We start from the raw sequence: 12,291 nt of genomic DNA on the forward strand, positions 1-12,291 counted from the left end.
TGGGGGCGCGATGCACGGCCGCATAGACAGCCTCAGTTACGGGCTGGCCGCGCTCGCGTTCCTGGCGCTGGCCGCGTTGCTGCTCGGCGGCTGGAGCCGGCGCCGCCACGCGGGCGCGCTGCTGCTGGCCTGCCTGTGCTGCGCCGCCTGGGCCGCGCTGATCGCCGCCGACGCCGCCGGCCTGGCTGGCGCCGGGCGCTGGGTCGACGTCATGGAAGTGGCCCGCAACGCCGCGTGCAGCTTCTTCATCTTGCGCCTGCTCGGCTATCCGCGCGCCGACGCCCGCTGGCGCTGGGTCGGCTATTGCGCCGGCTATGGCGTGGCGATCTTGCTGGCGCTGCTGCCTGGCTGGCGCTTGGCCGAGGCCGAAAAGCTGGCCGAGGTGGAAGGGCTGGCGCTGGCGGTTCTGCTGGCCACGCGCACCGTCATGGCGGTGGCCGGCATGGTGCTGGTCGAGCAGTTGTACCGCCAAAAGGATGCGCAAAGCCAGTGGGCCGTCAAGTACGCCTGCCTCGGCATCGGCGGCATCTTCGCCTACGATTTCTATCTGTACTGCGACGCCATGCTGGTGCGCCGCGTCAGCGCCGACATCTGGGCCGCGCGCGGCGTGGTCAACGCGCTGACCGTGCCGCTGATCGCCATCGCGGTGGCCCGCAGCGCGTCCTGGCCCAGCGGCATGCTGCTGTCGCGCCAGGCCATGTTCCACTCCGCCGCGCTGCTGGGATCCGCGGCCTATCTGATGACGATGGGCGCCGTCGGCTACTACTTGCGCTATGTCGGCGGCAACTGGGGCGGCCTGATACAGGTCGGCTTCCTGTTCGGCGCCATGCTGCTGCTGGCCGGCGTGCTGTTCTCCGGCACCTTCCGCTCGCGCCTCAAGGTGTTCATCAGCAAGCACTTCTACCGCTACGACTACGACTACCGCGAGGAATGGCTGGGCTTCACGCGCAAGCTGTCGCAGCAGACTCCGGGACCGGCCGAGCGCGCCATCGAGGCGGTCGCGCAACTGGTGGAAAGTCCCGGCGGCGCGTTGTGGATCTGGCGCGACGGCGAGCGTTTCACCCTCGCCGCGCAATGCCAGATGACGGTGCCGCCGGCGGCCGCGAGCGGCGGCGCGCAGAAGGGGGAGCAGGACGGGGACGCCGCCTTTTGCCAGTCGATCGAGCGCAACCAGTGGGTGATCGACCTTGCCGAGCCCGTGCAGCGGGCGCCGGTGCCGGCATGGCTGTCGCGCTTGCCACGCGCCCGGCTGGTGGTGCCGTTGATGTTGCAGGACCGCCTGTTCGGCGTGTTGCTGTTGCAGGAGCCGCGCAGCGCGCTGCGCCTGAACTGGGAGGTGATCGACCTGTTGAAGGTCGCCGCCAGCCAGGTGGCGGGTTATCTGGCGCTGCAGGAAACCACCACCGCCCTGATGACCGCGCGCCAGTTCGAATCGTTCCACCGCATGTCGACCTTCATCGTCCACGACCTGAAGAACCTGGTGGCGCAGCTGTCGCTGATGATACCGAACGCCAAACTGCACCTGGATAATCCCGAATTCCAGCAGGACATGCTCGACACGGTCGAGCATGGCGTACAGAAAATGAAGCTGATGCTGCAAAAGCTGCAACGCAGCGACGCCCCCGAAGCGGCCGGGCCGATCGAGCTGGCGACCATGCTGGCGCAAATGGTGGCCCTGCGCGGCAGCACCATGCCCAGGCCGGTGTTGCGCTGCGACGAGCCCGGCCTGTGCGTGATGGCGGCGCCCGGCCGCCTGGAACGGGTGCTGGGCCACCTGTTGCAAAATGCCATCGAGGCCACGCCGCACGACGGCGAGGTGGCGCTGCGGCTGCGCCGCGACGGCGAGGAGGTGCTGGTCGAAATCAGCGACACCGGGCAGGGCATGACGCCGGAGTTCATCCGCGAGCGCCTGTTCAAACCGTTCGAATCGACCAAGGCGGCAGGCATGGGCATCGGCGCCTTCGAAAGCCGCGAGTACGTCGCCGAGCTGGGCGGACGGCTGGAGGTGCACAGCGTACCGCTGCGCGGCACCACCTTCCGCGTGGTGCTGCCCGGCTGGCGCGCGGCGGACATTCCCGTAGTACAAGCGGCATAAGTACAAGCGGCATAAATACAAGCATCCCGGCCTGAAAGCCAGAGAGGTAGGTTATGGCGAACAAAGCCAAGTTATTGATCATCGAGGACGACCTGGGGCTGCAAAAGCAGCTGCGCTGGAGCCTCGACCACTACGACATCGCGCTGGCGGACAACCGTTCCAGCGCGCTGGCGCAACTGCGCCGGCACGAGCCGGCCGTGGTCACCATGGACCTGGGCTTGCCGCCGGACCCGGACGGCGCCACCGAAGGGCTGGCCACGTTGCGCGAGATCCTGGCGCTGGCGCCGGACACCAAGGTCATCGTCCTGACCGGCAACCAGGACCACGCGCACGCGCTCAGCGCGATCGCCGCAGGCGCCTACGATTTCCACCAGAAGCCGGTCGATCCCGGCGTGCTGGGCCTGGTGCTGCAGCGCGCCTTCTATCTGCACGGCTTGCAGCAGGAAAACGCGCGCATGCGCGAGGTGCAGACCACCTCCGCCCTGAGCACCGTCATCAGCCGCGCCCCGGCGATGCATAAGGTTTGCCGCAACATCGAAAAGGTGGCGCCGACCTCGGCCACCGTGATGCTGCTGGGCGAGAGCGGCACCGGCAAGGAGGTGCTGGCGCGCGGCCTGCACCAACTCAGTCCGCGCGCCAACCAGCGCTTCATGGCCATCAACTGCGCGGCGATCCCGGAACACCTGCTCGAGAGCGAGTTGTTCGGTTACGAAAAGGGCGCCTTCACCGGCGCCGCCAAGCAGACCAAGGGCAAGGTCGAGATGGCGCAGGGCGGCACCTTCTTCCTCGACGAGATCGGCGACTTGCCGATGGCCTTGCAGGCCAAGCTGCTGCGCTTCCTGCAGCAGCGCGTCATCGAGCGGGTCGGCGGGCACGAGGAGATCGCGGTCGACGTGCGCGTCGTCTGCGCCACGCACCAGGACTTGAAACAGCTGATCGCCCAGGGGCGCTTCCGCGAGGATTTGTATTACCGCCTGTCCGAGATCGTCATCCCGATCCCGCCGCTGCGCGAGCGCAGCGGCGACGCCACCTTGTTGGCCTATCATTTCCGCAACCTGTTCTGCGCGCAGGAAGGGCGCAGCCGCATCGAGTTCAGCCAGCAGGCGCTGGCGGCGGTCGAGGCCTGGCAATGGCCGGGCAATGTGCGCGAAATGGAAAACTGCATCAAGCGCGCCATCATCATGGCCGACGGGCCGCAGATCGTCGCCGAGGACCTGGGCCTGGACGCGCCCGAACAGGCGGCGGACGACTTCAACCTGCGCCAGGTGCGCGACCGGGCCGAGCGCGAAGCCATCGTGCGCGCACTGGTGCGCTGCGAGAACAACATCCTGCGCGCCGCCGAACTGCTGGGGGTGAGCAGGCCCACACTGTACGACCTGATGCACAGGCACGCGATCGATGCCTGATCCGACAATGTTGTACAGTACGCCTTATCTTTAACACTTTAAGACAGGGCGAATATGGCGAGCAAATCCAAGGCCGCGGTCGGCGGCAAAAACAAGATGTCGGCCAGCCTGGCCGTTTTGTTGGCATCGAGCGAGGCCGAACAGGTGACCGGCGCGCCGAACTTGCTGTCGGTCAGAAAACGCGTGCCGAATCTGGCGCCGAGTTACCACGTCCTGGTCCGTTGCAGCGATCCGCAGACCAAGTCGATCGCCGGTATCAAGCTTGCCAAGGGATCGGGAGAGGTGATGACGGCGCTGGTGCCGGCGTCCAAGCTGATGGAGTTCGCGCTGGATGAGAAGGTGGAGCGCGTGTCGGCGCCCAGGCGTTTGCGCCCGCTGATGGATATCGCCGGACCGCTGGTCGGCGCGCCCGAATATATCGCACAGAACAATGTGTCCGGCAAGGACGTGATCGTCGGCGTCGTCGATACCGGTATCGATGTCAACCACCCGGCCTTCGCTGGACGCGTGCTGAAAATATGGGACCAGGAGATCGCGGGCGATGGCCCCGGCGCCGGCTATAGTAAGCTCGGCCGCGTGCTGACCGGCGCCGCGATGGACGCCAGTTCGGATATGCACGGCCACGGCACCCACGTGGCGGGCATCGCCAGCGGCGCGGTGGCGCCGTTCAGCGGCATCGCCGGCGGCGCCGAACTGCTTATCGTCAAGACCAATTTCCAGAACAGTGCCATTGTCGAAGGCGTGCGCTGGATCTTCGACGAGGCCAAAAAGCTCGGGCGGCCGTGCGTCGTCAACCTCAGTCTGGGCGGCCACTTCGACGGCCACGACGGCGAAGACGACACCAGCGTCGCGATCAGCGATGAATGCGGCCCGGGCCGGCTGGTGGTGGCGGCGGCCGGTAACGAGGGCGGCGATCCGATCCACGCGCGGCAGAGGGTCGATTCCGCCAAAGCCGTGCGCTTCGAGATCAAGGTGCAGCCGAAGCGGTCCGACCTTTCCGCGCCGTGGTTCCTGATCAACGGCTGGTACTCGGGCAAGACCAAGTGCGAGGTGCGGGTCATCAGCTCGACCGGCGCGGCGACGCCTTGGCAGGGCTTGCTCGGCACCGATCCGGCCGCGCAGACGACCATGTTGGGCAGCGACCAGGTGGTCGTCTCGACGCCCGAATCGCTGGCGCCGGGCGGCGACCGGCAATTCCTGGTGGAGGTGTCCGGCCAGGGCGCGGTGCAGGGCGGCCTGTGGAAAGTGGAGGTGCGGCGCAAGTCGGGCGCGGCGTCCGACGTCGATGTCTGGTTGCTGAGCGACCAGGAGCGTTACGGCTCGGCGGAGATGGTGGCGCCGCTGTTCGATACCTTGGTCGGCTCGCCGGGTTCCGGCAAAGATGTCGTCACTGTCGCCTCCTATACCTCGCGCAACCAGTGGATCGATATCTCGGGGGCGCCGCAATCGGTGGGCTTGGCGCCGGATACGATATCCGAGTTCAGCAGCCCCGGACCGCTGCGTGGCGGCGCCTTGAAGCCCGACGTGGCCGCGCCCGGCGCGATGATCGCGTCCGCTTTGTCGTCGGCCTCCAGCGTCGATAAAAGCGATGTGATCGCCCAGGGTTACCGGGTGATGGCGGGGACCAGCATGGCCTCGCCCGTCGTCACCGGGCTGCTGGCGCTGTTCCTGGAATCGAATCCTAAGGCGACGCCGGCGCAAGCCAAGGCCTGGCTGAAAAAGAATTCGGCCGTGCCCGATTCGCCCGCCGGCGCGCATGATATAAAGTGGGGATATGGCCTGATCAAGGTGTAGATCATGAGTGGTACCAAGTTTGACGCCGCCCTCAGCCTGGCGCTGGTGCGGCCGCACGAGGGTAATGTCGACGTCTCGGTGCGGCTGCGCTCGCAGCTGACGGCTGAAGAGGTGGGCGAGTTCCAGCGCCTGGGTTTCGCCGATGCGGATACCCGGCGCCGGGTGATGTTCGCTTGCCTGCCACCCGACGCTTTAAAAGGGCTTGCGCAGCATGACAAGGTTGCCCAACTGTCTTTGGTGCAGAAGATGACGCCGAATGTGAAGTGAGCGGGCTATTGTCCGGCTGGAGGTTGCCAGAGCTCGACCTTGTTTCCCTCGGGATCGACGACCCAGCCGAACTTGCCGTATTCCGAGTCGTCGGTGTTCTCCAGCACGTGGCAGCCCTCGTCGCGTAAAAGCTGGAGTAACGCGGTCAAATCTTCGACCCTGTAGTTCACCATGAACGATGAAGCGCTGGGAGCGAAATGGTTGCTGTCGGCCGCGCCGATGGACCAGATGGTCGTACCGTTGGTCGGATTGCCGGCCTGGTCGGCCCAAGTGAACGCGGCGCCGCCCCAATCCTGCACCTCGATGCCCAGATGCCGCTTGTACCAGTCGCGCAGCGCGACCGGATCCTTCGCGTGGAAGAAGATGCCGCCGATGCCGGTTACACGTTTCATGGAAATCCCTTCAACCGTAGTATGCCATTAACTTTAGCATAGGTTGGGTAAATGACAACCGTTGGTTGGGACGACGGCAAACCGTTGATCGCGTAGGGTGGATTAGGCGGAACGCCGTAATCGGCCATGCATGCGTCGCGTTGGCGCATGCATGGCCGATTACGCTGCGCTAATCCGCCCTACGTGTATCCGACCTGAGCAAACTCCAACTACTGAATCAGCATCTCATGCAAGGTCGCATGCGCGTCGGCATATAGCTTGACCACGGTCGAGGTGCGCGTGCCATAGCTCGGACTTTCGATCCGCACCGCCGACAGCATGCGTTCCAGGTCCAGCGGCACGCCCGTCTCCGGCAGACGCTGGTCCGGCGCCGGCGCCGTGTCGGCCAGCATCTCGAAGAACGCCTCGTCCGGCGCCCCCAGGCACAGCAAACTGGCGAACTGCGCCTTCGTCTTGACCACTTTGGGCCACGGCGCGTCGAGCAGCGCGTTCGATAGCCCGTAGACGCCCGGTTCGAGCGGCTTGCCGTTGCGCGGGTCGTCGTCGCCCCGGTTGGAGAACCAGATCAGGGTGTCGCGGTCGCCCAGCACCAGGTTGAAGCCGTTGTAGGCGCCGGCGCCGTCGCGGATCGCGTCGACATATTCCTGCGGCGTCATGCAGCCGGCCAGGAAATCGGCCACCAGCCGCCCGCGCGAGGGGGCGTCGTCGCGGTGCTCGGACGGCGCGCGGATGTTGGTGATCGCCGCGAAGCGCGCGGCGCCGCCGCATTCGGACGGTTGCGTGATGCCCATCCAGCTGCCGCCTGCCTGCAGGTCGCGGCCGGCGAAAATCTGCGGATGCTCCGGCCACGGCGCCGCCGGCGCGGTGGCGCGCTGATAAAACTCGTCGCGGTTGGCGGCCGCCACCAGCGGTACCGCCGGAATGACCCGCCAGGCAAAAACGATCAAACACATGGGACTAAATCCGTAAAAACTTCGGTGTGGCGCGGGCCGCTGGTCCATGCGGACAGACCGGTGCGTTCGACGGCTTCGCCCAGCACCGCCGCGAAACCGGCCGGCGTATCGGCGTAGACTTCCATCCAGGTCTGCAACCCGTCCCTGGCTTCGGGACGGCGCTTGAGCTGGCAGGCGACGCCATGCCGCCGCGACAGCTCCGCCTGCATCGAGACGACCGCAGCCTGCAAGGAGGCCGTGTCGGCTTCCTTGACCTGGTAATAAATATAGAGATCCATGCTAGAGGTCGAGCGGGTCCAGCACGTACGGCATGTCGAGGAAGGCCAGGGCGGGGCCCTGCGCCGAGCCGAGGCGGACCGAGGCCGCTTCGATCGCGGCCAGCTTCATTTCGACCAGCGCGTCGACGCCGCCGCTGCCGTTGGGCGCGGCGTTGACGATCATGCCGCATGGCTGCTCGGGGTCGGCCGTGGCGAACACTTCGGCGCCGGCGGCGGCCGTCGGGTCGGGGATGCTGACCAGGGTGGTGCGACGTTTGAGCTTGCCGAGGTACTGGCTGCGGGCGACGATTTCCTGGCCCGGGTAGCAGCCTTTTTTAAAGTTGACGCCGCCCAGCAGCTCCAGGTTGACCATCTGCGGGACGAACTGTTCCTGCGTGGCCTTGGCGATCTGCGGAATGCCGGCGTGGATTTCGGACAGGCGCCAGGCCTGGTTGCCGCCGACGGTGAGCCGGTCGGCCAGTTCGGCCGCGACCGTTTGCGCGACCTCGGCCGACAGCAGCCATTGGTAGCGGGCGGCGCCGAAGGCGTCGGCCACGCGGATCAGGGTGCCCAGCGGGTGGTCGATTTTGGCGAACGGTTTGGCGGGCAGGGTGTCGAACCACGTTTGCAGCACGGCTTCGGCCAGGCCGCCGCCCAGGCCGAGGACGACCTGGTTGGCGGGCGCCTCGGTGGCGTCGCCGAGCTTGGCCTTGGCGCGCAAAACGAACATCGACAGCCGCTTTTGCACGGCGGCCTGGATGTCGCGCGATAATTGCAGGAAGATAGTCGTCTCGTTGCGCCACATCAGGAACGAGGCCAACAGGCGGCCCTTCGGCGAGCAGTAGCCGGCCAGGCGGGCTTCGCCCAGGCCGAGGTGCTCGACGTCGTTGGTGAGTTGGTTGTGCAGGAAACCGGCCGCCTCCTCACCGTCCAGCGCGATCAAGCCCTGGTCGGTGATGGGCGCGACAAAACCGACCGCCAGCGCGGTGGACGTCAGCGGGGCGGACGGCTGTGCTAAAAGTTCATTCCAAGAAGACATAATTTCCAATAGTTTGACGATTAAAGCATTATCATTACGGGCTCATTATAGTGATGTCCCGAAGATCGCGTCGGATGCCGTGCAAAACGCGGTGCTGGCGGTCTGGTCCGAGAAGTGGCAAGCTGTACCCGATTTCAGTTGATCCTACAATCCGGCTCGAACAATGGCATTTATCAAAAAAATAATTACACTCTGCGTTCTCCTGGCAATCGCCGGCGGCGGTTACTTCATGTACTGGTCGCAGGCCCCGATTATCGTCGGCGACGTCGAACCGATACCGTTCACCATCATCCCTGGCAGCGGCGCCCACGCGGCCGGCGAGCAAATCTCCGACGCCGGCATCCCGATGGGACCCTTGCTGTTCAACCTGCTGGCCCGCGTGACCAATAAAAGCGGCCGCCTGAAGGCCGGTTCCTACGAGCTCAAGCCGGGCGTCACGCCGCTCAAGCTGATCGACCAACTGGTGCGCGGCGAGTTCGCGCAGGAGCAGCTGACCATCATCGAAGGCTGGACCTTCCGCCAGATGCGCGCGGCCATCGCGGCCCATCGCGGCTTGAAGCACGACACCACCTCGCTCAGCGACCAGGAGGTGATGAACGCCATCGCCTCCGAATACAAGCAGCCCGAGGGCCTGTTCTTCCCGGACACCTATCTGTTCGCCAAGGGCGCCAGCGACTTGCAAATCTATCGTCAGGCCCACACGCTGATGCTCAACCGCCTGGCTTCGGCCTGGGAAAAGCGCGATCCGGCGCTGCCTTACAAGACCCCGTACGAGGCGCTGACGATGGCGTCCATCGTCGAGAAGGAGACCGGGCAAAAGTCCGAGCGCAACATGATCGCCGCCGTGTTCGTCAACCGGCTGCGCATCGGTATGATGCTGCAGACCGATCCGACCGTGATCTACGGCATGGGCACTAAATACGAGGGCAACATCCGTAAAAAGGACCTGGAGACGGACACCCCGTACAATACCTATACGCGCAGCGGCCTGCCGCCGACGCCGATCGCCTTGCCGGGCGTGCAATCGCTGGCCGCCGCGCTGGCGCCCGCCAAGACGCAAGCTCTGTATTTCGTTGCCCGCGGCAACGGCACCAGCAAATTTTCCGATAACCTGACCGACCACAACCGGGCAGTGAATCAGTACCAACGATAAGAACTACATGACTCAACAAAGCGCCACGCAACACAGCGGCAAATTCATCACCTTCGAGGGCATAGACGGGGCCGGCAAGTCGACGCATATCGCGTTCGTCAGCGACTACATCAAGTCGCGCGGGATCGCGCTGGTCAGCTCGCGCGAGCCGGGCGGCACGCCGCTGGGCGAAAAGCTGCGCGAACTGGTGCTGCATGAAAAGATGCACCTGGAAACCGAAGCGTTGCTGATGTTCGCCAGCCGCCGCGAGCATATCGCGCAGGTGATCTCGCCGGCGCTGGCCGACGGCGCCTGGGTCATTTCCGACCGCTTCACCGACGCCAGCTTCGCCTACCAGGGCGGCGGGCGCGGCATGGACCTGGCCAAGCTGGAAGCGCTGGAGCAGTGGGTGCATCCGCATCTGCAGCCCGATTTGACCTTGTTGTTCGATGTGCCGCTGGAAGTGGCGCGCGCCCGGCTCGACGCCACCCGTTCGCTGGACAAGTTCGAACAGGAGAAGGCCGATTTCTTCGCCGCCACCCGCAACGAGTATCTGCGCCGCGCGACCCAGTTTCCCGGGCGTTTCCGCGTGATCGATTCGACGCAATCGATCGCGGCTATCCAGTTGCAGATCGGTGCAATACTTGACGATCTACTTTAAATGTATCACCTAAGTATTTGAATAATAATGAGTAATATCATCTATCCGTGGCAAGAGTCGTCGTGGACGCAGCTGCAACAGCTGCGCCAGCGCATGCCGCACGCCATCCTGTTCCACGGCGCCGCCGGCATCGGCAAGTCCGACTTTATCGAAAGTTTCGCCCAGGGCCTGCTGTGCGAGGCGGTGCTGCCCGACGGGCACGCCTGCGGCCAGTGCGCGTCGTGCGGCTGGTTCGCGCAGCAAAACCATCCGGATTACCGCCGCGTGCGGCCGGAGGCGCTGGAGGATGAACCGGCCGCCGAAGGTGGCGAGGAAGGCGATGCCGACACCAGGAAGTCGGCCAAGTCGACCAAGGCGCCGTCCAAGGACATCAAGATCGAACAGATCCGCAATCTGGCCGATTTCATGAACATCTCGACCCACCGCCAAGGCTTGCGGGTGGTGGTGCTGTATCCGGCCGAGGCGCTCAACATGCCGGCCTCGAACGCCTTGCTGAAGACCCTGGAGGAGCCGCCGCCGGGCACGGTGTTCCTGCTGGCCTCGAACAGCCTCGACCGCCTGTTGCCGACCATCCTGTCGCGCTGCCGCAAGTTCGCGCTGCCGATGCCGAGCCACGCCGAGGCGCTGGCCTGGCTCAAGGCGCAGGGCGTGGCCGACGCCGACAGCTGGCTGCGCGAGCAGGGCGGCGCGCCGCTGGCGGCGATGGCGCAGGCCGAGACGGGCAACCGCGACGATCTGGAAGTGCTGTTGCAACTGCTGGCGCGCCCAAGCGTCGACGGCGCGTTGAAAGTTGCTGATAAACTTCAAAAAGTGCCTCTGAGCGCGCAGGTATCTTGGTTGCAACGCTGGCTTTATGATCTGTTTTCCTACAAACTGGCAGGTAACATCCGTTACTATCCCCGCTACCAGAAAGAGCTGGCCGGGCTGGCGGACAAGATCCACGTGAGCAAGCTGCTGGCGGCGATCAAGGGTGCCAACGAACGTCGCGCGACCTCCGACCATCCGTTGTCGCCGAAGCTGTTTTTGGAGGATATGTTGCTTGACTATACCGCTTGCTGTGCCTGAAAGGTAATCAATGTCCGCTGCCAGCCCCGTCGATCCGAACACCGTGCCCATCGCCCGGCCGACGGTGTTGTCGCTGGCAATCAAGGAAAAGGCGGCGCTGTATGCCGCCTACATGCCTTTCCTCAAGAACGGCGGTATGTTCGTGCCGACGCAAAAGCCGTACAAGCTGGGCGACGAGATCTACCTGATCCTGGCGTTGATGGACGACCCCAACAAATATCCGATCGCCGGCAAGGTGGCCTGGATCACGCCCCCCGGCGCGCACAACAACAAAGCGCAGGGCATTGGCGTGCATTTCCCCGACGACGAGAGCGGACAGCGCGCGCGCCTGCGGATCGAGGAGATTCTTGGCGCCGCGTTGCGGTCGTCACGCGCCACGCATACCTTGTAAGCGTTTTTGCGAACTGCCGCGCCGGTGGGCCGGCCCCGTCCGGGGTACAATATCGGCATGTTTATCGACTCCCATTGCCATATTAATTTCCCCGAGCTGGCTGCTCGCATGCCCGAAATCCTGGCCAAGATGGCCGACAACAAGGTGACCCACGCGCTATGCGTGTCGGTCGACTTGCCGGATTTTCCACAAGTGCTGGCCCTCGCCAAGGAATACCCGCACATCTACGCCTCGTGCGGCGTCCATCCGGATTACGAGGACACGCCCGAGCCCAGCGTCGAACAGCTGGTCGAGCTGTCCGACCACCCGAAAATCATCGCCATCGGCGAGACCGGCCTGGATTATTTCCGCCTGCAGGGCGATCTGGAATGGCAGCGCGAGCGTTTTCGCACTCACATCAAAGCTTCAAGAATCACGCGTAAGCCCTTGATTATTCACACGCGAGCGGCCAGCGAGGACACCATCCGCATCATGCGCGAAGAGGGCGCAGGGACCGAGGCCGGTGGCGTCGCGGGCGTCATGCACTGCTTTACGGAATCGCTGGAAGTGGCGCGCGCCGCCATCGACATGGGCTTTTATATCTCGTTCTCGGGCATCGTGACCTTCAAGAGTGCCAAGGACTTGCAGGCGGTGGCGCTGGAAGTGCCGCTGGAACGCATCCTGATCGAGACCGATTCGCCGTATCTGGCGCCGATGCCGCACCGGGGCAAGATGAACGAGCCGGGCTTCGTCGCCCATGTCGGCGAATATATCGCCAAGCTCAAGGGTATACCGGTGGAGCAAGTGGCGGAACAGACTTCCGCCAACTTCTTCAAATTATTCAACGTTGTGGCGTGAAA

At 64.8% G+C, this 12,291-nt stretch carries 13 protein-coding genes; 9 read left to right on the forward strand and 4 right to left on the reverse strand.

Annotated features, from left to right (window positions below):
• Window positions 1-10: 10 nt before the first annotated feature.
• Genes prsK through AC07P1_RS16035 form a run of 4 tightly spaced genes read left to right on the forward strand, consistent with a single transcriptional unit; the run spans window position 11 to window position 5,562 of the window.
• Window positions 11-2,095, forward strand: coding sequence for an XrtA/PEP-CTERM system histidine kinase PrsK (gene prsK / locus AC07P1_RS16020; protein ID WP_494696749.1), 2,085 nt, complete (start codon window positions 11-13; stop codon window positions 2,093-2,095).
• A gap of 53 nt (window positions 2,096-2,148) precedes the next feature.
• A complete protein-coding gene (prsR, locus tag AC07P1_RS16025; RefSeq protein ID WP_494696750.1) occupies window positions 2,149-3,501 on the forward strand; it encodes a PEP-CTERM-box response regulator transcription factor in 1,353 nt (450 codons plus the stop codon).
• Window positions 3,502-3,555: 54 nt separating this feature from the next.
• Window positions 3,556-5,295 carry a S8 family serine peptidase gene (locus AC07P1_RS16030; RefSeq protein ID WP_494696751.1) on the forward strand — a complete coding sequence of 580 codons (1,740 nt, stop codon included), beginning with the start codon at window positions 3,556-3,558 and terminating at the stop codon, window positions 5,293-5,295.
• Window positions 5,296-5,298: 3 nt separating this feature from the next.
• Window positions 5,299-5,562 carry a hypothetical protein gene (locus tag AC07P1_RS16035; RefSeq protein ID WP_494696752.1) on the forward strand — a complete coding sequence of 88 codons (264 nt, stop codon included), beginning with the start codon at window positions 5,299-5,301 and terminating at the stop codon, window positions 5,560-5,562.
• Window positions 5,563-5,567: 5 nt separating this feature from the next.
• Here AC07P1_RS16035 and AC07P1_RS16040 read toward each other — a convergent pair whose 3' ends face one another.
• The 4 genes from AC07P1_RS16040 to ygfZ form a co-directional block, all read right to left on the reverse strand.
• On the reverse strand, window positions 5,568-5,954 hold the full coding sequence (locus AC07P1_RS16040; protein ID WP_494696753.1) for a VOC family protein: 387 nt from the start codon (window positions 5,952-5,954) through the stop codon (window positions 5,568-5,570).
• A gap of 209 nt (window positions 5,955-6,163) precedes the next feature.
• The gene (locus AC07P1_RS16045; RefSeq protein ID WP_494696754.1) at window positions 6,164-6,907 is read right to left on the reverse strand and encodes an NRDE family protein; all 744 of its coding nucleotides are present in this window, start codon (window positions 6,905-6,907) and stop codon (window positions 6,164-6,166) included.
• Complete coding sequence (locus tag AC07P1_RS16050) at window positions 6,898-7,185, reverse strand: DUF4936 family protein (protein WP_494696755.1); 288 nt, start codon at window positions 7,183-7,185, stop codon at window positions 6,898-6,900. Before AC07P1_RS16050 ends, AC07P1_RS16045 begins: the two co-directional genes overlap by 10 nt.
• A gap of 1 nt (window position 7,186) precedes the next feature.
• Window positions 7,187-8,203 carry a CAF17-like 4Fe-4S cluster assembly/insertion protein YgfZ gene (gene ygfZ / locus AC07P1_RS16055; protein ID WP_494696756.1) on the reverse strand — a complete coding sequence of 339 codons (1,017 nt, stop codon included), beginning with the start codon at window positions 8,201-8,203 and terminating at the stop codon, window positions 7,187-7,189.
• Between the two features lie 163 nt (window positions 8,204-8,366).
• Between ygfZ and mltG the strand changes: the two genes are divergently transcribed.
• Genes mltG through AC07P1_RS16080 form a run of 5 tightly spaced genes read left to right on the forward strand, consistent with a single transcriptional unit; the run spans window position 8,367 to window position 12,289 of the window.
• Window positions 8,367-9,356: an endolytic transglycosylase MltG gene (mltG, locus tag AC07P1_RS16060; RefSeq protein ID WP_494696757.1), complete on the forward strand. Its 990-nt coding sequence runs from the start codon at window positions 8,367-8,369 to the stop codon at window positions 9,354-9,356.
• Window positions 9,357-9,363: 7 nt separating this feature from the next.
• Window positions 9,364-9,996: a dTMP kinase gene (gene tmk / locus AC07P1_RS16065; protein WP_494696758.1), complete on the forward strand. Its 633-nt coding sequence runs from the start codon at window positions 9,364-9,366 to the stop codon at window positions 9,994-9,996.
• Window positions 9,997-10,023: 27 nt separating this feature from the next.
• On the forward strand, window positions 10,024-11,061 hold the full coding sequence (locus tag AC07P1_RS16070) for a DNA polymerase III subunit delta' (protein WP_494696759.1): 1,038 nt from the start codon (window positions 10,024-10,026) through the stop codon (window positions 11,059-11,061).
• Between the two features lie 10 nt (window positions 11,062-11,071).
• On the forward strand, window positions 11,072-11,452 hold the full coding sequence (locus tag AC07P1_RS16075; RefSeq protein WP_363509570.1) for a PilZ domain-containing protein: 381 nt from the start codon (window positions 11,072-11,074) through the stop codon (window positions 11,450-11,452).
• 57 nt (window positions 11,453-11,509) lie between these two features.
• Window positions 11,510-12,289, forward strand: a complete 780-nt coding sequence (locus AC07P1_RS16080; RefSeq protein ID WP_494696760.1) for a TatD family hydrolase — start codon at window positions 11,510-11,512, stop codon at window positions 12,287-12,289.
• Window positions 12,290-12,291 lie beyond the last annotated feature (2 nt).

Source organism: Duganella sp. GW821-FHT07F09 (assembly GCF_059418705.1).

What these genes read in the sequence shown, in the direction of transcription:
- AC07P1_RS16035 (WP_494696752.1), top strand. Translation starts at nt 5,299, where the DNA reads ATGAGTGGTACCAAGTTTGACGCCGCCCTCAGCCTGGCGCTGGTGCGG.
- AC07P1_RS16070 (WP_494696759.1), top strand. Translation starts at nt 10,024, where the DNA reads ATGAGTAATATCATCTATCCGTGGCAAGAGTCGTCGTGGACGCAGCTG.
- AC07P1_RS16075 (WP_363509570.1), top strand. Translation starts at nt 11,072, where the DNA reads ATGTCCGCTGCCAGCCCCGTCGATCCGAACACCGTGCCCATCGCCCGG.
- AC07P1_RS16050 (WP_494696755.1), bottom strand. Translation starts at nt 7,185, where the DNA reads ATGGATCTCTATATTTATTACCAGGTCAAGGAAGCCGACACGGCCTCC.
- AC07P1_RS16040 (WP_494696753.1), bottom strand. Translation starts at nt 5,954, where the DNA reads ATGAAACGTGTAACCGGCATCGGCGGCATCTTCTTCCACGCGAAGGAT.
- tmk (WP_494696758.1), top strand. Translation starts at nt 9,364, where the DNA reads ATGACTCAACAAAGCGCCACGCAACACAGCGGCAAATTCATCACCTTC.
- AC07P1_RS16030 (WP_494696751.1), top strand. Translation starts at nt 3,556, where the DNA reads ATGGCGAGCAAATCCAAGGCCGCGGTCGGCGGCAAAAACAAGATGTCG.
- prsR (WP_494696750.1), top strand. Translation starts at nt 2,149, where the DNA reads ATGGCGAACAAAGCCAAGTTATTGATCATCGAGGACGACCTGGGGCTG.
- AC07P1_RS16080 (WP_494696760.1), top strand. Translation starts at nt 11,510, where the DNA reads ATGTTTATCGACTCCCATTGCCATATTAATTTCCCCGAGCTGGCTGCT.
- AC07P1_RS16045 (WP_494696754.1), bottom strand. Translation starts at nt 6,907, where the DNA reads ATGTGTTTGATCGTTTTTGCCTGGCGGGTCATTCCGGCGGTACCGCTG.
- mltG (WP_494696757.1), top strand. Translation starts at nt 8,367, where the DNA reads ATGGCATTTATCAAAAAAATAATTACACTCTGCGTTCTCCTGGCAATC.
- ygfZ (WP_494696756.1), bottom strand. Translation starts at nt 8,203, where the DNA reads ATGTCTTCTTGGAATGAACTTTTAGCACAGCCGTCCGCCCCGCTGACG.
- prsK (WP_494696749.1), top strand. Translation starts at nt 11, where the DNA reads ATGCACGGCCGCATAGACAGCCTCAGTTACGGGCTGGCCGCGCTCGCG.